Origin of the sequence: Rugosimonospora acidiphila, assembly GCF_039543385.1 — a bacterium.
Taxonomy (GTDB): Bacteria; Actinomycetota; Actinomycetes; order Mycobacteriales; family Micromonosporaceae; genus Rugosimonospora; species Rugosimonospora acidiphila.
In genome coordinates this window covers 277,306-298,915 of the sequence record NZ_BAABJQ010000006.1, presented here as the reverse complement: position 1 = coordinate 298,915, position 21,610 = coordinate 277,306, and the positions used below count along the sequence as shown (strand labels likewise).

Sequence of the window (21,610 nt, the reverse complement as noted above, 5' to 3'; positions counted from 1 at the left end):
GTCGGACGGCCGGCGGACGCGTCCTAGCGGCCCGGGGCGAACCGCATGTGCGAGCGGGTACGCAGCCGGACCGTGGACAGCACCGCCACGAGCACGGCCAGCCCGACGGTGAACGCCACCCCGTGCACCAGCCCCCGGTCGAGGTACCCGGAGCCGGTGTGGTCCACGGCGTACGTCGCGATCTCCCGGCTGCTCCAGAACGGCATCACCTTCGCCGCCGAGCCCGCCGGGTCGACGACCATCTGGATGCCGACGATCACCAGCAGGACCAGCGTGCCCTCCAGCTCGCGCGGCACGATCGCGGCGATGAGCAGCCCGAACGGGGCGGCCACGGTCACGCACAGCAGCATCGCCAGCGCCACCCCGCCGGCCCGCACCTTGCTCTGCGCCGGGTCGAGGGCCACCAGCGCGAGCAGCGGCAGCCCGATCCCGGTACCCAGGACCAGCAGGGCGGCCAGCCGGCCGAGGTACAGGTGGTGGCTGCGGTACCCGGACAGCCTCAGCCGCGGCTCGACGGCCCTCCCCGCCGACGCGGAGAACAGGGCGGCCGCGCTGATCGCCCAGCTCAGCCCGAGGAACAGGGCCCGGATCGCCTCGCCGCTGTCGTTGCGGCGTACCGCGTAGAACGCCAGTGGCAGCGCGAGCAGCAGGATCAGTACGCCGCGTCGGCGCAGCATCTCCCGCAGCGTCATGTCGGTGACGACGCCCAGCCTCCTCATCAGCGCCTCCCCCCGCTCGCGTCGGTCAGGTCCAGCACCACGTCCACCAGGTCGAGCTGGTTGAGCATGTGGGTCACCACCACCACCGCCCGGCCGTTGTCCCGCCAGCGCCACACCTGCTGCCAGAAGTCCACGTACGTGCCCCGGTCAAAGCCCTGGTACGGCTCGTCCAGCAGGAGCACGTCGGGCTCGCCGAGCCCGGCCATGACCAGGTTCAGCTTTTGCCGGGTTCCGCCCGACAGGTGACGGGACAGCACCGGCGCGGAGGCGTCCCAGTCCAGGGTCGCCGCCGCCGCGCGACCCGTCGCCCGGGACCGTTCCCGGGACCAGTCATGCCCGCCCCCGACGAGCACGAAGTGCTCCTCGGGTCGCAGGAAGTCGATGGTGCCGCCGTCCTGAGGGCAGTAGCCCACCGTCCCGTCGATCTGCACGGTGCCGCTGTCCGGACTGATCAGGCCGGCGCAGATCCGCAGGAAGGTGCTCTTGCCACAGCCGTTCGCGCCGATCACGGCGGCGACTTGGCCGGCGTGCACGGTCAGGTCCACCCCGTCCAGCACCACGTGCCGCCGGTACCGCTTGCCGATGTCCCGCGCCCGCAGCCGTACCGGCCCCGGCGGGGGTCGGCGGGCCCGCTGGTACGCGGCGCCCACGCTGTCCGAAACGACCGCGGCGTATGCGGCGGCCGGGCCGAAGGCCGCCATCGGCGGCTCGCCGCTGTCGCGCAGGTGGACCGCCGCCTCGGCGACGACGTGATCGGCCGTGCCGCTCGGCACGCCCCGGCGGCGCAGTTCCACGTTGAGGTCGCGCAGCCATCCGTCATTGATCGTCACGTGCTCTGCCCTTCTGCGCCCTTCTGCAGGATCGCGTTGCCGTTGCGCAGGATCGCGGTCACGTCCGAGCTGAACGCCTGCCAGTCGAGCATCGCCTGGCGCAGCGCGGCCTGCCCCGCCCCGGTGATCCGGTAGTACTTGCGCGCCGGCCCCGACGGCCCGTGACGCCAGTCGGTAGCGACCAGGCCGGTGCTCTCCAACCGCAGCAGCACGGGGTACAGCGTCCCGCCCTTGATCGGACCGAGGCCGGCCTGTTCCATGGCCTGAACCAGCCGGTACCCGTAGGACTCGCCGCTGGAGACCATCGCCAACACACACATGTCCAGCACGCCCCGCAGCCACTGGCTGCGCCGTTCCTGATCCACGTCGGGGGACGCTAGCACAGCTATCTAGATTGCGGTGCAACCTACCGGGCGATTCGTCGGGATGCTCCCACCCGGCCCGCCTGCCCCGGCCCGCTCGCCCAGCCCGCTCGCCGGGCCCCCTCGCCCAGCCCGGGCCCCCTCGCCCAGCCCGGGCCCCCTCGCCCAGCCCGCTCGCCCGGGCCGCCCGCTCGCCCGGCGCGGGCCCGCTCGCCCGGCGCGGGCCCGGCCCGCCGATGCGGCCCGGCCCGCCGGCCCGGGCCCGGCGGGCTGGGGCGGGCCGCCCCGCTCCGCTTACCGGCGGAAATGGTGAGATCTTGGTGGCTTTCCGCCCGCCCAGCGGGGGAAAGCCACCAAGATCTGAGAGTTATTCGCGCGTCTTCGCCCCGGCGCAGCTCACAGCCGCAACTAACAAGGGCTATGAATGGGGCAAGCAGGGCAAAGAACTCGCAGCCGGCCCTGCCCGCGAGCCCGGTCCTGCCCGCGAGCCCGGTCCTGCCCGCGAGCCCGGTCCTGCCCGGGGCCTGCCCGCGCGAGACCGGCCGCTCCGCGCTCGCCCCTAGGCCGCCGAGTCGCCCTAGGCCGCCGAGTCGCTCTCGGTCAGCGCGTCGCTCTCGGTCGCCGAGTCGCCCTCGGTCAGCGCGTCGCTCTCGGTCAGCGCGTCGCTCTCGGTCGGCGCGTCGCTCTCGGTCAGCGCGTCGCTCTCGGTCAACGGGTCGCTCTTCGCGGCTCGGTCGCGTCCGGCGGGCACGCCGAGCACCGCCGCCACCAGCCCGGGGAAGCGCCGCTCCAACTCGTCGCCGCGCAGGTGGAGGTAGCGGCGCCGGCCGTTCGGCAGGTTACGGACGACGCCCGCCTCGCGCAGCGTCTTGAGGTGGTGCGACAGCGTGGACTTCGGGATCTCGCCGTTCGCCGGCTGGCAGTCGGCGACCTCCAGCGGGCCGTTGATCAGCCGCTGGGCGATGGTCAGCCGTGCGGGGTCGCTCAGCGCGAACAGCACGTCGGTCAGGACGAAGTCCTCGGCCTCCGGGTGGGCCAGCTCACGTGGCGATGCTCCGCTCATGGTTCGAGAATAGTGGAACCTTCGGCTCGCGGCGAGTACAGTCCAATCGTTCGAAATTTTTGGAACGGTTGCCCGGGTACTGCGCCCGGAGAAGGGGTGCCGGCATGCTTATCGCCGATAACCGCACCGTCACGGGGGCACGGACGCCGCGTGTCTCACGTCGGGCCGGCTTCTGGATCTTCGGGGCCGCCCTGTTCGGCCTGCTTGCCGCGTCTGGCGCCCCGTCTCCGCTGTACGTCGTCTACCAGCAGCGATTCGGCTTCTCGGCGACCACGCTGACCGCCGTGTTCGCGGTGTACGCCCTCGCTCTGCTGCTGGCCCTGGTGACCGTCGGCGGGCTGTCCGACTACATCGGCCGCCGGCCGGTGCTGGCCGCCAGCCTGTTCCTCGACGCGGTCAGCATGGTGATCTTCCTGACCGCCGACGGGGTCGGCGAACTGCTGCTCGCCAGGGTGCTGCAGGGGATAGCGACGGGGGCCGCCACCGGTGCCATCGGCGCCGGGCTGGTCGATCTGGCCCCACCCGGTCATCCGCACCGCGCGGCCGTGGTCAACAGCACGGCGCCCACCGCCGGGCTGGCCGTCGGGGCACTGCTGGCCGGGGCGCTCGTGCAGTACGCGCCGGCACCCACCACGTTGACCTTCGCGCTGCTGGCCGCCGGGCTCGCAGCGCTCACGATCGCTATCTTGATCATGCCCGAGGTGGCGGGGCGCCGGCCCGGCGCGCTGCGGTCGCTGCGGCCCCGGGTGGGGATACCGGCGGCGGTGCGCCGGCGGTTCTTCGCGGCCGCCCCGGTGCTCGTCGCGACCTGGGCGGTCGGCGGGCTCTACCTGTCCCTCGGCCCGTCGATCGCGGCCGGAGTCCTGCACCTGCACAGCCACCTGCTCAGCGGGCTGCTGCTGTTCGCGTTGACCGCGGCCGGCTCGCTGACCTCGTTCCTGCTGCGTGACCGCCCCGCCGAGCGGGTGATGGCCGCCGGATGCGCGGCGCTCATCGTGGGCACCGCGCTGAGCCTGGTCGCCCTGGCGCTGCACTCCACGCCGCTGTTCTTCGCCGGCACGGTGATCGCGGGGATCGGCTTCGGCGCCGGCTTCGTGGGCGCGTTCCGGTCGCTGGTGCCGCTGGCCGCGCCGAGCGAGCGGGCGGGGCTGATCGCCGCCGTGTACGTGGTCAGCTACCTGGCCTTCAGCGTCCCGGCGGTGATCGCCGGCCTGCTGGTCGGGCCGCTGGGGCTGCTCGGAACGGCGGTGGCGTACGGCACCGTGGTCATCGCGCTGGCGCTGGCCGTACTGCCCGCGTCGCTACGCCGGGCGGCCCGGGGCGGGATCACCGCGGCACCCGCGAGCCGGTGACGCGAGCCGGGTGGGCGGGCCCAGCGACGGGCCGGTCCACCCGGCGGGCTCAGCCGGGCCGGCGGCTCGGTCCGGGCCGCCCGGTTCGGTCCGGGCCGCCCGGTTCGGTCCGGGCCGCCCGGCTTTCGTCAGGCCGCCCGGCCCAGTACCCGCCGCAACGCGTCGGACAGCAGGCTTCCGGCGTCCGGGGTGGCCTCCGGGTGGCGGAAACAGACGTGGTTGTCCGGCCGGACCAGCACGCACCCGGTGTCGGTGACCTCACGCAGCCGGGCCCAGTCGCCGTACAGGTCCTCGTACTGCGCGCCGGGGCCGATGACGTACCCCTGGATGGTCAGGCCCAGCGCCGCGCCGGCCTCGGTGGCCGCGTCGATCCATGGCTCGCCGCCGATGCCGGTCAGCAGGGTGAACCGGCCGTGGCCGCCAAGGTCCAGAGTGGACAGACGTTGCCGGTCGTGACCGAGCCACGCGTGCGGTAGCTTGGCGCCGGGCCAGGTGGTCGGGTGGTGGTACAACTGCTCGTCGCGGGGGAACGTCGGCTCGGTACCGTCCGGCACCACGGCCGCCGACCGGTACCGCTGGTTGAGCTCCACCCCGAGGGTGTTGAACTCGTAGTCCTTGAAGTCGATGGCCTCGCGCAGCAGTTGCCGCTGGCGCTGCCCCTCCGGCGTGGCCGACTTGCGCGCCTCGATGTTCTTGACCATCTGCTCGGGGTCCTCTGTGGACAGAAGGCCCAGCGCGTCGAAGATGCGCCCGGTCTCGGCGATGCTCTGGTTGGCCCGGTTGACGATCTGCTGGCCGACCGGGGCCCGCTCGGTCGAGTAGGTCTCCAGCAGCGACGGGTCGGCGGTGCCGTCGAGGACCAGCTTGAGCTTCCAGGCGAGGTTGTACGCGTCCTGGATGGAGGTGTTCGAGCCGAGCCCGTTCGACGGCGGGTGGCGGTGCACCGCGTCGCCGGCACAGAACACCCGGCCCTGGTGATAGCGCTCGGCGTACATGTGGTTGACCGTCCACAGCGAGGACGACCGGATGCTGACCGGGATCGAGTCGTCGCCGATGAGCCGGTGCACAACCTGGCGCGCGTACTGCTCGGTCAGCTCCGGAGGCTCGCCGTTGATGTCGTACCCCCAGACGATGAGCCACTCGTGCCACGGCCGCACGCAGCGCACCAACCCCATGCCGATGCCGCCGACCTCGGATCCGGTCTGCAGCACCCAGTACAGAGTGCTCGGTCGGTGCGCCACGAGCCCGGACAGGTCCGCGTCGAACAGGATGTTGACGCTGCCGGCCACCCCCATCTGCCCGACCATCGGCAGGTCGATGTCCTGCGCCACCTTGCTCCGGCCGCCGTCGGCCCCGATGAGGTACTTCGCCCGGATCTCGTACTTGTCGCCGCGCACCCGGTCCAGCACGGTCGCGGTCACCCCGTCGGCGTCCTGCTCCAGCGACAGGTACTCGGTGTTGAAGCGCATGGTGGTGCCGCGGGCGATCGCGTTGTTCACCAGCACCGGCTCCATCAGATGCTGCGGCATGTCGCAGATGGCCGACGGGGAGGCCAGGTTGTGGTCGGCGAGCCGGGACGGGTGCGTGTGCCAGGTGCGTAGCCGGCCCAGCTCCTCGCCGGTCAGGCTGGTGCAGAACACCGTGTCGCCCATCAGCTCCTGCGGGGTGGCCTGGGCGATCACCTGGTTCTCGACGTCGGCGTCGCGCAGCACCTCCATGGTGCGCTGGTTGGTGATGTGCGCTCGTGGGGTGTCGGCGAGCCGGCCGTACTTGGTAACCATGATGTTGGGAACGCCGTACGTGCTGAGTAGCAGTGCCGCGGCACCGCCGGCCGGGCCGCTGCCGACCACCAGAACGTCGGTCTCGACGACCTCGGACATCGTGCTCCTCTATGCCTTTTGCGATGCGTGCCTTATGCGATGCGTGCCTTATGCGATGCATGTCTTCGCGATGCGTGCGGGTGCGGTGCGTGCGCTACGCGGGTGCGATGCGGAAGGTGAACTCGAGCAGATGCCACGGGCCGTCCACCTCGCGGCCATCGGGCGCCGGTCCGTTGCCCGGCTTGAAGTCGACCACCAGGCCGTTCTTCACCCCGAAGACGGTGTCGGAGTCGAGGTACGCGCCGCCGGCGACGAACAGCTGGGTCACCAGCCGCCGGTACCCGTCGGCCCAGATCATGAAGTGCAGGTGCGGTGCCCGGTACGGGTGGCGGCCCACCGCGTCCAGCATCTGGCCGACCGGGCCGTCCTTCGGGATCGGGTACTCCGAGGGCAGGATCGACCAGAACCGGATGCGGCCCTCGGCGTCGCTTTCGAACCGGGCGCGCAGCGCCGGCCCCTCGAGGTCCGGCAGCTGCACATCGTAGAAACCGTCCTCATTGGACTGCCAGACGTCCACCGTCGCGCCCTCGATCGGCTCGCCGTCCGGGTTCACCACACGCACGTCCACCCACAGTGGAGTGCCGGGCAGCCCGGCGGAGATGTCGGCGCCAGCCGGTGCGGCGGGCGGCCCGGGAACGTAGAACGGGCCGAGCACCGCCGACGGGGTGGTCTGCGGGGTGCGCGAGTTGGTCAGCATGTCCACCACGCTGGACACGCCGAGCGTGTCGGACAGCAGCACGAACTCCTGCCGCTTGGGACCTGAGATCTGACCGGTACGGGTGAGGAAGTCGATGGCGTAGAGCCATTCCTCCTCGGTGAGGTCGTTGTGCCGGACGAACTCGTGCAGGTGCCGCACCAGGTCGGTCAGCAGCTCACCCACCCTGCCGTTCGGCGAGCCGGCGAAGCTGTCCACCACCTGGCGGGTCAGCCAGCCCAGGTCGGGCGCCGCGCCCGCGGCCGGCTCCGGGCGCTGCCCCGCCCAGGCGTCGCGCAGCAGCCGCTCGACACCCTCGACGGTGACCTCACGCGGGTTCGGGTACGGCGACGACTCGGCGCCGGCGTTGGCAAGCAGCGCGGCGCGCGACAGCTCGGCCTCCGGCAGGCCCAGCGCGCGCAGTGAGGTCGGCCCGCCCAGGGACGCGATGAGGTCGAACATGCCAGCGGCGGCGTCGCCGGTACCGAGCGCCTCGGCGATGCGCCGCATCGCGTCCGGGGCGGTCGGCGCGTTGTACGCCATGGCGTGCGGCAGCACGACCGTGTGCGTCTGGGCGTGCGGGAGGTCGAAGGTGCCACCCAGGATGTGGCACAGCTTGTGATGCAGGCCCATGCCGGCGCCGGCCAGGCAGGTACCGGCCAGCCACGCGGCCATCAGCGCGTCGGCGCGGGCGTCCACATCGGACGGGTTCTGCGCGATGCGTGGAAGCGCGGCCGCCATGCCGGCGATGGCCCGCGTCGCGAAGCCGTCGATGACCGGGTTCGCGTCGGGGGAGTACAGCGCCTCGACGGCGTGTGCCATCGCGTTGACTCCGCTGGTGACCGACACCGGCACCGGAAGCGCGAGGGTCAGCTCGACGTCGTAGAGCACCGTCTCCGGCAGGATGGCCGGCGCCGAACGGGTGGTCTTTCCGCCGTTGCCGGTCTCGCCGAGTACCGGGGTGACCTCCGAACCCGCGTACGTGGTGGGTACCGCGAGGTGCGGCAGGCCGGTGCGCACCGACAGCGCCTTGCCCAGGCCGGTGCTCGTGCCGCCGCCGACCGAGACCAGGCAGTCGGCGCCGTGTTCGCGCAGCATCGCCAGCGCGCGCTCGGTCACCTCGACCGGCGTGTGCATGGTGGCGTCGGTGAACTGAGCGACGCACAGCGCGCCCAACGCCGCCCGGGCCGCCTCGCCCGGCTGCGACCGGGCCAGCAGCAGCACCCGCGTGCCGCCCAGCCGCCGTACCTCGTCGGGGAGCTGGCGCAGCGTACCGGCGCCGAACAGCACCCTGATCGGGTGGGAGGAGTACGCGAACGACCGCATGGATCCGCCTTCCGTGCCGGCCAGGTGGCCGCCTCGCCCAGTCTCCACCGGGCCCGACCGGCGTTTCCTGCACATTCCTGCTGTGCCGTCTGCACGAAAAGCGCGCCAGCCCCCGCGCGCCAGCCCCCGCGCGCCAGCCCCCGCGCGCCAGCCCCGCGCGGTGGCGCCCGGGTGGCGGTCAGCCCCGGCGGCGCACCTCGGCCGGCGTGGTCTTGAGTTGGGTCATCAGCACCCGGGTCAGATGCTCCTGATGGGAGAAGCCGCAGCGCATGGCCACCTGGGCGATGGGCAGGCGGCTCTCGCGCAGCATCCGCAGCGCGGTGTCGACGCGCAGCCGCATCAGGAACCGGTGCGGCGCCACGCCCGTCCTCGCCTTGAACTGGCGGGAGAACTGGCTGACGGACAGCCCGGCGACGGCGGCCATGGCGGCCAGCGGTACCGGGTCGCTCAGCCGCTCCCGCATCAGCTCGCACACGGCCGAGTACTGGCGGCAACCGAGCCCGGGACGGGTGGGCCCTTCCAGCACCGGCCCGGCGGTGCGGCGCCGGCCGCCGGAGTGCCGCCGGACCAGCTGCGCCGCCAGCAGGCCGGCGAGGTGGTCGACGTAGGTGCGCGCCGAGGGCTCCCAGTGCCTGAGCACCCCGTCGAGGGAGAGCACTATCTGTTCCAGCAGAGGATCGACGCTGCCCAGCTCCTCGGCGAGTCGCACCGGTGCGTCCTCGTCGTGCGCGCGCTGCAGCGCGCCGTCGGTCAGGTAGGTGTGCACGGTGTCCAACTCGCCGCCCAGCCCCACGTCGAGGTCCTTGCCGGCGGGGTGGACGAAGAACGCGCCCGGCGGGACGGTACGGGCCTGGGCCAGGCCGAGGTGGCCGCGGCGCACCGGTACCGGCCCGTTGAGGTGCAGGATCACGACGTGGGTGGGCGCGGCGTCGAACGATGCCTCATACGGCAGCTCGTGCTGGGTCGAGACGTAGAGCTGATCCCAGCCGAGCCCGGCGCTGGTGTGCCGTGGCTGTATCCACGGCTGGCGCAGTATCCCGTTGGTGTCCCGCACGGTCAGCTCGTTCACGGCCGACTCCCCTCGCCGTCCAGGTAGCCATTCTGCTCCGGCCTCCGGCCCGGTCTCACTTAGTGGGAGACCGGGCCGGAGCGCTTGCCTGGACGGGGTCGGCGGGGCCGGTTTCGTCGCCGACGGGTGCCTTTCGACCCGGATAGCGGTTCGCCAGCCGGAGGGTTGTTTGCGCCCTGCCGGGCGGTCTCGGCGGGTGAGGGTTATTCGGCGTCGGGGGTGCTGGCGTCGACGCCCAGGTGCGCGGCCGGGATCGAGCCCAGCCGGCCGGCCTGGTAGTCCTCGAACGCCTGCGTCAACTCCGCGCGGGTGTTCATCACGAACGGTCCGTAGGCGGCGACCGGCTCGCGGATCGGCCGGCCACCGAGCAGGAGCACGTCCAGGTTCGGGCTGCGGGACTCCTGGGTCGGGTCGGCGGTGATGGTGATGGTGTCGCCTGCGCCGAAGACCGCGAGCTGGCCGAGGTGGATCGGCCGCTTCTCGGCGCCGACGGTGCCGCGGCCGTTCATCACGTACGCCAGGGCGTTGAAGTCCGGCCGCCAGGGCAGGGTGAGCGAGGCACCCGCGCTCAGCGTCGCGTGCACCATCGTGATCGGCGTGTACGTCGAGCCGGGCCCGGCGTGCCCGTCCACCTCGCCGGCGATGACCCGCAGCAGGGCGCCGCCGTCCGGCGAGCCGAGCAGCGCCACGTTGCCGGCGCGGATGTCCTGGTAGCGCGGCGCGACGAACTTCTGCGCCTTCGGCAGGTTGACCCACAGCTGGAAGCCGTGGAACAGGCCGCCCGAGGCGATCAGGTGCTCCGGCGGCACCTCGATGTGAAGGATGCCACCCCCAGCGGTCATCCACTGCGTGTCGCCGTTGGTGATCAGGCCACCGCCGCCGTTCGAGTCGGAGTGCTGAAACTCACCGTCGATCATGTAGGTGACGGTCTCGAAGCCGCGGTGCGGGTGCCACGGGGTACCCTTCGGCTCGCCCGCTTGGTACAGTACTTCGCCCATTTGATCCATATGGATGAACGGGTCGAGGGCGCGCAGGTCAACGCCGGCGAAGGCGCGACGGACCGGGAAGCCCTCGCCCTCGAAGCCGGTCGGGGCGGTGGTCACCGAGGTGACCGGACGGTCGTGTTCGGCGGTTGGGTCGGTCCGACGAACCAGCGGCAGCGCCAGCGGGTTCTCCACGGTTACGGCGGGCATCGTCTTAGCTCCCATTTAGTTGCGGCGTCAACAAAGTCACTCTACCAAAGGTCGTTGCGTCGTCAACTATTCCCGGTCTTGGGTAGGCTCGGCGGCGTGGAAAAGACCCGATGGCTGGACGCGGAGGAGCAGCGCGCCTGGCGGGCCTACCTGGACACCACCCGCCTCCTGATCAGGGCGCTGGACCAGCAGCTACAGGCCGACGCCGACATCTCGTTCGCCGACTACGAGACCCTGGTGATCCTCTCCGAGGCGCCCGACCGGCGGATGCGGATGCGGGATCTCGCCGAAGCCGCCCTGGCTACCCGCAGCGGGACCACCCGGGCGGTGACCAGGCTCGAACTCCTCGGCTGGGTGCGCCGGGTCGAGTGTGAGGACGACCGGCGCGGGACGCACGCCGAGCTGACCCCGGCCGGCGCGGCGAAGCTGGCGGAGACGGCGCCCGGCCACGTCGAGGCCGTGCGCACGCACCTGTTCGACCGGCTCACCGGCGACCAGGTCAGGCAGCTGGGCGGGATGTTCGGGCGGGTATCGGAGTCGCTGTCGCGGCCGGGGGCCACCGTCCGGGGCGGCTGAACACCACCAATCGCGCAAACCCGGCGGCCGAAACCGTCAGACTGATCGAGTAGCCATCCAGTGGCGCGATCGGAGGGCGTGATGGCCGGCAATCGGGACACCGGGGACGATCCGGGCACGATCGTCCTGATCCACGGGCTCTGGCTGACCCCGCGGAGCTGGGAGCACTGGGTCGACCGGTACCGGGCGGCCGGGTTCGAGGTGCTGGCGCCCGCCTGGCCCGGCCTGGACGTCGAGGTCGAGGCGCTGCGGGAGGACTCGTCGCCGCTGGAGCGGCTGGACATCCCGCAGATCGTTGATCACTACCACGGCATCATCGAACCGATGCGCCGGCCGCCGATCATCATGGGCCACGGCATCGGCGGTACCTTCACCCAGATCCTCCTCGACCACGGCCTCGGCGCCGCGGGCGTGGCCATCGACTCCGCCTCGGTCTTCGGCGTGCTGCGCCAGCCGATGGCGATGCTCAAGTCCGTCGCCGCGGTGCTGCGCAATCCGGTGAACACCCAGCGGGCGGTCTCGATGACCGCGCAGGAGTTCCACCAGACCGTCGCCAACGCGCTGCCGGAGCAGGAGTCGATGGCGGCCTACCAGCGGTACTACGTGCCGGCCGCCGGCCGGATCGTGTTCGAGGCCGACCTGGCCAATTTCGACCCGCGACGCCACACGAAGGTGAACTTCGGCCGCAGCGACCGGGCACCGCTGCTGTTCATCGTCGGCGACGAGGACCGGGTCAGCCCGCCGCAGCTCAACTTCGACAACGCCAACCACTACCGCAAGTCCACCGCGGTCACGGACGTCAAGGAGTACCCGGGTCGCTGCCACTTCACCCTCGGGCAGCAGGGTTGGGAGGACGTGGCGGACTACGCGCTGAACTGGTCGCTGGAGGAGGCGCGCGCCCAGCACGCGCTCAAGAACGCCTGAGCGCAGCGAGTTGAGCGTAGGGGTTGGTCAGGAGAGCGTGGAGTTGGTCACCGTCGGCTTTCCCTTGCCCAGGAAGAAGATGCCGGGCAGGCCGGCGGTCTCGAATCCGTCGCTCGGGTTGTCGCGCAGCGTCGAGGAGTCGATGCTCATGGTCCCGGTCCGGTCGTTGCTGACGTAGAAGACCGCGCCGCCGCCCTCGTTCGCGTGGTTGTGCTCGATGATCGAGCCGGCGATGGTCAGCGTGTACGTGTTGCCGTCGTTGTAGATGGCGCCGCCGCTGCCCCCGCCCGGGGTGCCGGACTTGGCCGGGTTGGCGCCGTCGCCGACCGCCGAGTTATAGGTCAGCACGCTGTTGAGCACCGTCCAGGACACCCCGATGCTGCTCAGCGCGCCGCCGTTGGAGCACGACCCGCCCTGCCCGGCGGCCCCGCCGAACGTGCTGCCCACCACGTAGACCGGCAGTCCCTGGGACTGGTCGAGCGCGCGGATCGCGGCGCCGCCGAGGTCCGGACCGGTCCGGTCGCAGCGGTTGCGGACGAACCGGGAGTTGACCACCTTGAGCCGGCCGCCCCGGTCGAAGATGGCACCGCCGCCCCCGCCGTCGGTCGCCTCGCCCGTGGAGTTCCCGTCGGCGAAGGTCAGGTTCTGCACGGTCAACTGCGGGGTGGCCTGGTCCTGGCAGTGATCGGTGGCCCAGACCTGGGCCTGGTCGCAGGTGTCCTGGTAGAGGATTCGCCGCGCCCCGCCGCCGTCGAGCGTGACCAGCCCGCCGCCGTCGATCACCACCTTGGAACTGGTGTTGCGCACCTTCGCGGTGGCCTTCATCGCGATCGTCACGGGCGCCGGCCCGCAGTCGAAGGTGATGATGCCGCCCGCGGCCACCGCTGCCACCACGGCCGCCGAGGTGCAGCTCGCCGCGGTACCGGTGCCGATCACCCGGGTCGGGTGGCTGGTGTCGACCGCCTTGGCCGCGGTCGGCACGGTCGCGTGCCCGTTCGGGTTGCCGGCCACGAACGGTCGCGCGACCGTGTCGGCTCTGGCCGACGGGCTGGGCGAGCCGGCGCTGGGCGTCGGGCTGGGGCTCGGGCTCGGGCTCGGGCTGGGCGGTGTGGGGCTGACGGTGGGACTGGGCGCCGGGGCGGCGGCGCGCCAGCTGGCGTTGGCGGGCGTCGATCCGCAACCGGTGAGGGCGGCGCCCAGCAGGAGCAGGCCGGCGGCCACGGCGGTACCGCGAGACAGTCGCACCGGTGCACTGTAGGCCCTGCGCCCGTCCCTTCGCCTCGACGCGACCCGGGCGGCGCGGCCGGGCCCGCCGAACTCGCCGATTCCCGGGCGCGGGTCACCCGGGAGGGTGAGAAATGGCGGCTCGTACGGCGTGTCGGCCGTCCGATACGCGTGTGTCGCGTGGCTTGCGCGATATCGCGCGTTATTGATTCGTGACCATTCACGGCCAAAGCGGCGAGACGGGGCAATCCGGTGCCGGCTCGCGGGGCGGGCTGGCCGGGCGCGATATCGGGGGAGCGGGGTGATGGGCCGTCCCGGTCACCATCCGCGGCACGCGGCGGCGAGCCGCCGCTACCGCGTGGCGATGGCCTCGGCCGCCTGCGCGGTCGCGGCCGGGGCGGTCGGCGGGTTCGCGTACGACCTGGATCACCCCGGGCGCCCGGCCGGCCCGTCCACGCTGGCCGCGAGTGGTCCACGCCGGGTCGCCGGCAACGATGTGTCGCGGGACCTGGCCCGAGGTGCCCCGCCGCCGTCGTTGCCGGCCGGCCTGGCCTCACCGTCGCCGCAGGTGCCGGACGTCCAGCGGCGGCACGCTCCGGTGCCCGGGCTGAGCCAGGCGCAGACCGACAACGCCGCGATCATCCTGTGGGTCGCGCAGCGGCGCGTACTGCCACGGCGCGCCATGGTCGTCGCCATCGTGACCGCCCTGCAGGAGAGCAGCCTGTACAACCGGGCCAACCGCCGGGTGCCGGCATCGCTCAACCTCGCGCACCAGGGCACCGGCTCGGACCACGACTCCGTGGGGCTGTTCCAGCAGCGGCCGAGCCAGGGGTGGGGCACGGTGGCGCAGCTGATGGACCCGCCCACCGCGAGCGGGCTGTTCTTCGACCGGCTGGTACGGGTACCCGGCTGGCAGTCGATCAGCGTCGCGGCGGCGGCCCAGGCGGTGCAGCGCTCGGCGTACCCCAGTGCCTACCGCAGGCACGAGGACCTGGCCGAACGGGTGGTCGGCGCGCTGAGCTGAGCCGACAGCGGCGGCTGTGCTCAGGGGGTGGCGTCGCTCAGGGGGTGGCGTCGCGCCGCGGGCGGCGGCGCAGTTCGTGGAAGCGCCGCTCGACGGCGTTGAGGAACCAGTCGGGTACCTGTCCGGTCGAGCGCAGCACCTGCCGCTCCTCGGGCGTCAGCCGCTGGGCCACGTCCTCGACCGCGAACGAGTACCGCATCATCCGGCCCTTGACCGAACCCCGGGTCAGGTCGACGCCCAGCCCGCGCCCGGTCGGCGTGAAGTTGCCCACCAGCCTGCCCAGCAGGGACCTCCGCCGGCTGCGCCGGTCCAGCTGGTCGCGTACCGCGAGCCAGCACAGCCGCTCGTCGCGCACCCTCGCCATGCCACCGATCCTTCCGCTCGCCCGCGCCCGCGGTGCGGGATCCGGCCAGAGTCCTGGCGTTCGCGCCGCACCGGCCAAGTTCACCGCCCGGCCCGGGCGTCCACGCGGGTCGCTCGGGCGCACCGGCGCGTCCGCCGGGCCGCTCGTCGCGGACGGCGCGGGCAGGGCAGGATATATGCCGGAGGTGACCCGACCGGATGGCAGGCAAGATCCGCGACGAGGATATCGCGCTGGTACGCGACCGGACGTCGATCGTGGACGTGATCTCCGAGCAGGTGACGCTGAAGCCGGCGGGCGGCGGCAACCTCAAGGGCCTCTGCCCGTTCCACGACGAGAAGACCCCCTCGTTCACGGTCTCCTCCGCGCGCAACGTCTACTTCTGCCACGGCTGCGGCGCGGGTGGGGACGCGATCCGGTTCGTCATGGAGACGGAGCACCTCAGCTTCGTCGAGTCGATCGAGCGGCTGGCCGGTAAGGCCGGCGTCCAGCTCCGGTACGTCGACGCGGGCCCGGCCCCCGTACGCCAGCAGGGCCAGCGCCAGCGCCTGGTCGAGGCGCACCGGGTCGCGGCCGAGTTCTACGCGGAGCAGCTGGCCACCCCCGGCGCCCGGGCGGCCCGGGAGTTCCTGGCCGCGCGGGGCTTCGACCGGGACACCGCCCTGACCTACGGCTGCGGGTTCGCCCCGGACTCGTGGGACGCCCTGGCTAAGCACCTGCGCCAGCGGGGGTTCAGCGCGGCCGAGCTGACCACCGGCGGGCTGGCGAAGCCGGCCCGGTCGGGCTCGCTGATCGACCGGTTCCGCCGCCGGCTGATGTGGCCGATCAGGGACCTGGCCGGCGATGTGATCGGGTTCGGCGCGCGCAAGCTGTTCGATGACGACGACGGCCCCAAATACCTCAACACGCCCGAGTCGCCGCTGTACAAGAAGTCCCACGTGCTCTACGGCATCGACCGGGCCAAGCGGGAGATCGCCAAGCAGGGCCGGGTGGTGGTGGTCGAGGGGTACACCGACGTGATGGCCTGCCACCTGGCGCAGGTGCCGACGGCGGTGGCCACCTGCGGTACGGCGTTCGGCTCCGATCACATCTCGGTGCTGCGCCGGCTGCTGATGGACACCGACGGCGTGGCCGGTGAGATCATCTTCACGTTCGACGGGGACGCCGCCGGGCAGAAGGCGGCGCTGCGCGCGTTCGAGGACGATCAGCGCTTCGTGGGCCGGACCTTCATAGCGGTCGGCCCGGACAACATGGACCCGTGCGAGCTACGGCTGGCAAAGGGCGACGTGGCGGTACGCGACCTGGTGGCGCGCCGGGAGCCGCTGGTCGACTTCGCGCTGCGCTCGGTGCTGTCCCGCTTCGACCTGAACACGGTCGAGGGCCGGGTCGACGCGATGCGCCAGGCCGCACCGCTGGTAGCGAAGATCAAGGACCGGGAGAAGCGGCCGGAGTACGCCCGCAAGCTCGCCGGCGACCTGGGCATGGACGTCGAGCCGGTGCTGCGGGCGGTGAACACCGCGGCCGGCCGGGCCGGCACCGCGAGCCCGCCGGCCCGGGCCATGGACAACGCCGCCGACAGCCCGCAGGGCCGGGTCGAGCGGGAGGCGCTGAAGCTGGCCCTGCAGGCACCGGTGCTGGCCGGCCCGATGTTCGACTCGATCCCGCCGGAGGCGTACCAGAATCCCGTGCACGCCGTGGTCCGGCAGGCGATCCTTGAGGCCGGCGGGGCGTCGTCGGCGGTCGGCGGCGCGGGGTGGGTCGAGCAGATCCGCGACGCCTGCGACGACCTGGCCGCCAAGGCGCTGGTCGGCGAGCTGGCGGTGGACCCGCTGCACCTGTCCGGCGAGCCCGACCCGAGGTACGTGGCGGTGACCCTGGCCCGGTTGCAGTTGCCGAGCGTGAACGGGCGGATCATGGAGTTGAAGTCCAGGCTCCAGCGGCTCAACCCGGTCACCCATGTCGATGAGCACCTGCGGCTGTTCGGGGAGCTGGTGCCGCTGGAGCAGCACGCGCGGGCCCTGCGCGAGCAGGCCGCCGGGGGGTAATGATCATGGCATTGTTCGGACGTCACCGCCGGCTCCCGGGTCGATACCGGCCGGAGCTGGAGCGGGACGAGAGAGTACTGGCCTGGGCCGAGGTGGGCGACAACGCGGCGCTGGTGGCCACCAACCGGGGGCTGTGGCTTCCGCTGACGCCACCGGCCAGGCTGGGCTGGCACGAGATCCACAAGGCCACGTGGAGCGGCGAGAAGCTGGAGGTCACCGCGGCCCGGGTGGCCGGCGAGGGCCCCGGGTACGAGATCGTCGAGGACCTCCCCTCGGTCGAGTTCCCGCTGGCCCAGCCCGGCCAGCTGCCGGCCGAGGTACGGGCCCGGGTGACCCGCTCGGTGGGGCCGAGCACCCACCACCCGCTGCCGGACGGCGGCGGGGCACGGGTGGTGGCCCGCCGGGTACCGGGCCGCAACGGCCTGTACTGGACGGTCCGGTACGACGACGGGGTGGACCCGGACGATCCCGCCGTCCGTGAGGTCACCGAGCAACTGGTGGCCCAGGCGCGGGCCGGCGCCGAGGTGGGCTCGTAGCCCGGGCAAAATGGCTGGGAAAGCGTCGTACCCGGCCGCTAGGGTCGCGAGGTGACTGCCTCCAAACCTGCCCGGGCCCTAGCCGACCCGGCCGCTGCGGCCGACGGCGGCGCCCTGCCGGACGGTCACGTCCTGGGCGATGAGTCCGGTGGCGGCCCGCTCATCCTGGCGCGCGGCCTGGTGAAGCGATTCGGCGACTTCACCGCCGTGGCCGGCATCGACATCGAGGTCGCCCGCGGCGAGTCGTTCGGCTTCCTCGGCCCCAACGGCGCCGGGAAAAGTTCGACCATGCGCATGATCGGGTGCGTGTCCCAGCCGACCGGCGGCACCCTGCGCATCCTCGGCATGGACCCGCGCCGGCAGGGCACCGCGATCCGGGCCCGGCTCGGGGTCTGCCCGCAGCTGGACTCCCTGGACCCCGAGCTGTCGGTGCGGGAAAACCTGATCACCTACGCCCGGTATTTCGGCATTCCACGCCGGCGGGCCAGGGCCAAGGCCGACGAGCTGCTGGAGTTCGTCCAGCTGACCGAGCGCGCGAACAGCAAGGTCGACCCGCTGTCCGGCGGCATGAAGCGGCGGCTGACCATCGCCCGGGCGCTGGTCAACGACCCGGACATCGTGCTGCTCGACGAGCCCACCACCGGGCTGGACCCGCAGGCCCGGCACCTGGTCTGGGAGCGGCTGTTCCGGCTCAAGCAGCAAGGCGTGACGCTCGTGCTGACCACCCACTACATGGACGAGGCCGAGCAGCTCTGCGACCGGCTCGTGGTGATGGACGGCGGCCGGATAGTGGCCGAGGACTCGCCGCGGGCACTGATCGAGCGATACTCCACCCGCGAAGTGGTGGAGTTGCGTTTCGGCGGCGATCCACTGGAGGACCTGGCCGGCAAGCTCGCCGGGCTGGGCGAGCGGGTCGAGGTGCTGCCCGACCGCATCCTGCTCTATGCCGCCGACGGAGACGCCGCCCTCGACGCAGTCCTGGCGCGCGGGCTGGTCCCGTCCGGCACCCTGGTGCGTCGCAGCTCCCTGGAGGACGTGTTCCTGCACCTCACCGGCCGGACGCTGGTGGACTGATGGCCGCCGTCCTGTCGGTCCTGGAGACCGACCTCGTCGCGTACCGGCGCACCTGGCGGGCCTCGGTGATCTCGTCGTTCATCCTGCCGACGCTGTTCGTCATCGGCTTCGGGTTCAGCGTGGGCAAGTTCGTCGACAGCGCCGGGCAGCTCGGATCGGTGCACTACCTGGACTTCATCGCGCCGGGCATGCTCGCCTCGGCCGCCATGCAGCTCACCTTCGGCGAGTCGTCGTTCCCGGTGTTCAGCAAGTTCGAGTGGATCCGCACCTACCACGCCATGGCGGCGGCGCCGCTGCGCATCGTCGACATCGTCGGCGGAGACCTGCTGTTCCTGCTCCTGCGGCTGCTCGCCACCTCGGTGGTGTTCCTCGGTGTGACCACGGCGTTCGGCGCGGTGCACTCCTGGTGGGCGCTTGCCGCGCTGCCGGTGACCCTGCTGCTCGGCCTGGCCGTGGCCGCGCCGGTGTTCGCGTTCAGCGCGCGGGTCGACCAGGACGGGTATTTCCCCCTGCTGACGCGGTTCGCGGTCATCCCGATGTCGCTGTTCGCCGGCGTGTACTTCCCGATCTCCCGGCTGCCCGAGGTGCTGCGCTGGCTGGCGTACGTGTCACCGCTGTGGCACGCGGTCACCCTGTGCCGGGCGGCCACCCTGCCCGGCTTCGGGGTCTCCGGGTGGGCCGTCGCCGGCCACCTGGCCTACCTCGCGGCCTGGGCGGGGATCGGATTCTGGCTGGCCCTGCGGTCGTTCGGCCGCCGGCTGACGGGTTGAGGAGGGCGCGGTCATGGTCGTCGCTGCGTCATTCGGTCCGGGCGTCTACGGACGGCTGGATGCGGCCGTCAAGCGGTCCGGCGCGGTCACCCGCCGCAACATCGCCGCGCTGCGCTCGGCGTACTGGCTGGTGGTCATCTCCGGCTTCTTCGAACCCCTGCTCTACCTGCTGTCCATCGGCGTCGGCGTGGGCGGCCTGGTCAACGGCATGGCTCTGCCCGACGGCAGGGTGGTCAGCTACGCGGTTTTCGTCGCGCCCTCGATGCTCGCCTCCTCGGCGATGGCCGGGGCGCTGTCCGAGACCACCTTCAACTTCTTCGGGAAGATGAAGTACATGAAGCTGTACGACGGGGTGCTGGCCACCCCCGTGCGGCCGATGGAGGTGGCGCTCGGCGAGCTGGCGTGGGCGATGGTCCGCGGCTCGCTGTACTCGGCCGCGTTCCTTGTGATCATGGTGGTGATGGGGCTCACGTCCGCCGGCTGGGCGCTGCTCGCGTTCCCCGCCAGCCTCCTGGTCGGCCTCGCGTTCGGCGGGCTGGGCATGGCGCTGAGCACGTTCATGACCAGCTGGCAGGACTTCGACCTGCTGGGCAGCATCCAGCTCGCGCTCTTCCTGTTCTCGGGTACCTTCGCTCCGGTGAATTCGTTCCCGGAGCCGATCAGGCTGCTCATCGAGGCCACCCCGCTGTACCACGCCGTCGAGCTGATCCGCGGGCTGACCACGGGCTCGCCCCACCCGATCCTGATCGGCCACATCGGCTACCTGGTCGCGATGGGCGCCGCTGGGCTGGTCGTGGCCGGCCGCCGGGTGGGACGGCTGCTGCTGAAATGAGCGAACTCCTGGTCTTCTCCGCCACCACCGGGTTCCGGCACGACAGCATCGCGGCCGGGGTCGCCGCCGCGCGGGAGCTGGGCACCGCCGACGGGTTCACCGTCGACGCCACCGAGGATCCGGCCGTGTTCGCCCCGGACAACCTGGCCCGCTACGCAGCCGTGATCTTCATGAACAGCAGCGGCACCGTACTGGACGACTCGGGTCGGTCGGCGCTGCGCGGGTACCTCGGCTCGGGCGGCGGGTACGTCGGCGTGCACCTGGCCGCCGGCACCGAGTACGACTGGCCGTACTACGGCGGGCTGGTCGGTGCGCGGTTCGACGCCCACCCGGAGGTGCAGCCGGCCACCTTCGACGTCGAGGACCGCTCCCACCCGGCGACCGCACACCTGCCGCGCCGGTGGCGGCGCGTCGACGAGCTGTACAACTACCGTGCCAACCCGCGTCGGGACGTGCGCGTGCTGCTCACCCTCGACGAGTCGACGTACTCGGGCGGCACCATGGGCGCCGACCATCCGATCACGTGGTGCCACCGGTACCAGGGTGGCCGGGCCTTCTACACGGGAGCCGGGCACACCATCGAGTCCTACGACGAGCCGGAGTTCCGGGCGTTGCTGCTGGGCGGGCTGCGGTACGCGGCCGGCACGGCGTACGCGGACGACCGGCCGGAGCACGGGTACGCGCCGGTCGCGGACGGCGACCTGGCCGAGTGGTACAGCCCCGAGGCGTACGGCCGGTGCTCGATCAAGTTCGGCTGGCGGTCGGGGCCCGCCGGTGACCTTGGCGGTGGCTCTGGCGGCGTCGTGGCGCGGATCGGCGTGCCGGCCAGCGCGGATCCGGTGGACGCGGGGCGCTCGGGTGGGATCGAGCTCCGGCTCGACCACCCGGCCGCCCCGTCCAATCCGGCCGGTCAGTGGAATACCGGTGAGATTTCGATCGCGGACGGTGCCGCCGAGGCATACCTGAACGGGCTGCGGACCGCTCGGGTCGAGGGCCCGCTCCCGGCCGGACGGGTCTGGCTCGGCGCTGCCGAGGGATCCGCGGCCGGCGACGAGCGTCTCCGGGACATCCGGCTCCGCCGCGACGGCTAGCCGCCCGGCGCACCGCCGGAGTCCATCTGTCCGTTAAGCGCATTTCGCCGGGCCGGTCCCCTCTGGGGCCGGCCCGGGATCTGTCGCGTCGGGCGACGGTGGCGCTGGTCAGCCGCTGGTACCGGCCGACCCGGCGCTGGCCGAACTCGACGCGCGAGCACCGTTGACGGTCAGGTGGTCGCCGTTCGGGTGCAGCAGTTTGTCGCCGAAACGGGTGCTACTGATCTTGTCGGCGGCCATGCCCTTGCCCTGCTCGTACAGCTTGCTCGCCTGGGCCTGGACCACGCCTGCGGCCTCCTGCATACCCGGACTGTCCTTGACCTTGCGGGCGGTGCGGGCCAACGAGTCGTACGTCTGGCGCCCGGCACGGCTGCCAAGGACGAAGCCCGCGGCGAGACCGCCGAGGAACACCAACTTTCCGCGCATCGCGGACCCCTCCAATCGGACTCGACGTGTGGGCAGCCCCGCGCCCGTACGTCCCTGTCAATGCCCTGTTGTCCTCTCTCACTAAGTATCCTGCCGCGCCCCAGCCGAAACCGTGCAGGTATGTCGATTCTCTGGCCCGGGGTCGGGCAGCTCCGCGGCACTCCGCGAATCCCCGCGCCGGGCCCGCCGGTCGCCGCGCCGGACCCCGGCCGCCGCCGGCGCCAACCGGGCGGAAACCC

The 21,610-nt window shown here is 72.3% G+C and carries 21 protein-coding genes; 10 read left to right on the top strand and 11 right to left on the bottom strand.

Annotated features, from left to right (window positions below):
• Positions 1–23: 23 nt before the first annotated feature.
• From ABEA87_RS13520 to ABEA87_RS13505, 4 genes are all read right to left on the bottom strand, one after another.
• Entirely contained in the window at positions 24–719 is a 696-nt protein-coding gene (locus ABEA87_RS13520) for a hypothetical protein (RefSeq protein WP_345629397.1), read from the bottom strand.
• Positions 719–1,549 (bottom strand): ATP-binding cassette domain-containing protein, encoded by an 831-nt coding sequence (locus ABEA87_RS13515; RefSeq protein ID WP_345629395.1) that lies wholly within the window; start codon positions 1,547–1,549, stop codon positions 719–721. The genes ABEA87_RS13520 and ABEA87_RS13515 overlap by 1 nt, the downstream gene beginning before the upstream one ends.
• The gene (locus ABEA87_RS13510; protein WP_345629393.1) at positions 1,546–1,914 is read right to left on the bottom strand and encodes a PadR family transcriptional regulator; all 369 of its coding nucleotides are present in this window, start codon (positions 1,912–1,914) and stop codon (positions 1,546–1,548) included. Before ABEA87_RS13510 ends, ABEA87_RS13515 begins: the two co-directional genes overlap by 4 nt.
• Before the next feature lie 574 nt (positions 1,915–2,488).
• Positions 2,489–2,974, bottom strand: a complete 486-nt coding sequence (locus tag ABEA87_RS13505; RefSeq protein WP_345629391.1) for an ArsR/SmtB family transcription factor — start codon at positions 2,972–2,974, stop codon at positions 2,489–2,491.
• A 104-nt stretch (positions 2,975–3,078) separates the two neighbouring features.
• Between ABEA87_RS13505 and ABEA87_RS13500 the strand changes: the two genes are divergently transcribed.
• The gene (locus ABEA87_RS13500) at positions 3,079–4,326 is read left to right on the top strand and encodes an MFS transporter (protein ID WP_345629389.1); all 1,248 of its coding nucleotides are present in this window, start codon (positions 3,079–3,081) and stop codon (positions 4,324–4,326) included.
• Between the two features lie 128 nt (positions 4,327–4,454).
• Here the strand turns inward: ABEA87_RS13500 and ABEA87_RS13495 are convergent, their stop codons facing one another.
• From ABEA87_RS13495 to ABEA87_RS13480, 4 genes are all read right to left on the bottom strand, one after another.
• Positions 4,455–6,206 carry an FAD-dependent oxidoreductase gene (locus ABEA87_RS13495; protein WP_345629387.1) on the bottom strand — a complete coding sequence of 584 codons (1,752 nt, stop codon included), beginning with the start codon at positions 6,204–6,206 and terminating at the stop codon, positions 4,455–4,457.
• A 94-nt stretch (positions 6,207–6,300) separates the two neighbouring features.
• Entirely contained in the window at positions 6,301–8,226 is a 1,926-nt protein-coding gene (locus ABEA87_RS13490; protein ID WP_345629385.1) for a maleylacetate reductase and hydroxyquinol 1,2-dioxygenase domain-containing protein, read from the bottom strand.
• A 178-nt stretch (positions 8,227–8,404) separates the two neighbouring features.
• The gene (locus tag ABEA87_RS13485; RefSeq protein ID WP_345629384.1) at positions 8,405–9,295 is read right to left on the bottom strand and encodes a helix-turn-helix domain-containing protein; all 891 of its coding nucleotides are present in this window, start codon (positions 9,293–9,295) and stop codon (positions 8,405–8,407) included.
• Positions 9,296–9,498: 203 nt separating this feature from the next.
• Positions 9,499–10,488, bottom strand: a complete 990-nt coding sequence (locus ABEA87_RS13480; protein WP_345629382.1) for a pirin family protein — start codon at positions 10,486–10,488, stop codon at positions 9,499–9,501.
• A 96-nt stretch (positions 10,489–10,584) separates the two neighbouring features.
• Between ABEA87_RS13480 and ABEA87_RS13475 the strand changes: the two genes are divergently transcribed.
• Both ABEA87_RS13475 and ABEA87_RS13470 read left to right on the top strand, forming a co-directional pair.
• Positions 10,585–11,064 (top strand): MarR family winged helix-turn-helix transcriptional regulator, encoded by a 480-nt coding sequence (locus ABEA87_RS13475; protein WP_345629381.1) that lies wholly within the window; start codon positions 10,585–10,587, stop codon positions 11,062–11,064.
• Positions 11,065–11,145: 81 nt separating this feature from the next.
• The gene (locus ABEA87_RS13470) at positions 11,146–11,988 is read left to right on the top strand and encodes an alpha/beta hydrolase (protein WP_345629379.1); all 843 of its coding nucleotides are present in this window, start codon (positions 11,146–11,148) and stop codon (positions 11,986–11,988) included.
• 27 nt (positions 11,989–12,015) lie between these two features.
• Here the strand turns inward: ABEA87_RS13470 and ABEA87_RS13465 are convergent, their stop codons facing one another.
• Positions 12,016–13,233, bottom strand: a complete 1,218-nt coding sequence (locus tag ABEA87_RS13465; RefSeq protein ID WP_345629378.1) for a hypothetical protein — start codon at positions 13,231–13,233, stop codon at positions 12,016–12,018.
• A 283-nt stretch (positions 13,234–13,516) separates the two neighbouring features.
• On the opposite strand from ABEA87_RS13465, the gene ABEA87_RS13460 reads away from it, so the two are divergent.
• Positions 13,517–14,236: a hypothetical protein gene (locus tag ABEA87_RS13460; RefSeq protein ID WP_345629376.1), complete on the top strand. Its 720-nt coding sequence runs from the start codon at positions 13,517–13,519 to the stop codon at positions 14,234–14,236.
• Positions 14,237–14,273: 37 nt separating this feature from the next.
• Here ABEA87_RS13460 and ABEA87_RS13455 read toward each other — a convergent pair whose 3' ends face one another.
• Positions 14,274–14,600 carry a hypothetical protein gene (locus ABEA87_RS13455; protein WP_345629374.1) on the bottom strand — a complete coding sequence of 109 codons (327 nt, stop codon included), beginning with the start codon at positions 14,598–14,600 and terminating at the stop codon, positions 14,274–14,276.
• Positions 14,601–14,797: 197 nt separating this feature from the next.
• Here ABEA87_RS13455 and dnaG point away from each other — a divergent pair, with 197 nt between their 5' ends.
• The 6 genes from dnaG to ABEA87_RS13425 all read left to right on the top strand — a co-directional run bounded on the left by dnaG (position 14,798) and on the right by ABEA87_RS13425 (position 20,945).
• Complete coding sequence (gene dnaG / locus ABEA87_RS13450) at positions 14,798–16,642, top strand: DNA primase (RefSeq protein ID WP_345629372.1); 1,845 nt, start codon at positions 14,798–14,800, stop codon at positions 16,640–16,642.
• A gap of 5 nt (positions 16,643–16,647) precedes the next feature.
• Positions 16,648–17,178 carry a hypothetical protein gene (locus ABEA87_RS13445; protein ID WP_345629370.1) on the top strand — a complete coding sequence of 177 codons (531 nt, stop codon included), beginning with the start codon at positions 16,648–16,650 and terminating at the stop codon, positions 17,176–17,178.
• A 132-nt stretch (positions 17,179–17,310) separates the two neighbouring features.
• Positions 17,311–18,252: an ABC transporter ATP-binding protein gene (locus tag ABEA87_RS13440; protein ID WP_345629595.1), complete on the top strand. Its 942-nt coding sequence runs from the start codon at positions 17,311–17,313 to the stop codon at positions 18,250–18,252.
• Positions 18,252–19,022 carry an ABC transporter permease gene (locus tag ABEA87_RS13435; RefSeq protein WP_345629368.1) on the top strand — a complete coding sequence of 257 codons (771 nt, stop codon included), beginning with the start codon at positions 18,252–18,254 and terminating at the stop codon, positions 19,020–19,022. Before ABEA87_RS13440 ends, ABEA87_RS13435 begins: the two co-directional genes overlap by 1 nt.
• Positions 19,023–19,035: 13 nt before the next feature.
• Complete coding sequence (locus tag ABEA87_RS13430) at positions 19,036–19,854, top strand: ABC transporter permease (protein WP_345629366.1); 819 nt, start codon at positions 19,036–19,038, stop codon at positions 19,852–19,854.
• Positions 19,851–20,945 (top strand): ThuA domain-containing protein, encoded by a 1,095-nt coding sequence (locus tag ABEA87_RS13425; protein ID WP_345629364.1) that lies wholly within the window; start codon positions 19,851–19,853, stop codon positions 20,943–20,945. The genes ABEA87_RS13430 and ABEA87_RS13425 overlap by 4 nt, the downstream gene beginning before the upstream one ends.
• 108 nt (positions 20,946–21,053) lie before the next feature.
• On the opposite strand, the gene ABEA87_RS13420 is transcribed toward ABEA87_RS13425, so the two are convergent.
• A complete protein-coding gene (locus ABEA87_RS13420) occupies positions 21,054–21,371 on the bottom strand; it encodes a hypothetical protein (protein WP_345629362.1) in 318 nt (105 codons plus the stop codon).
• Positions 21,372–21,610 lie beyond the last annotated feature (239 nt).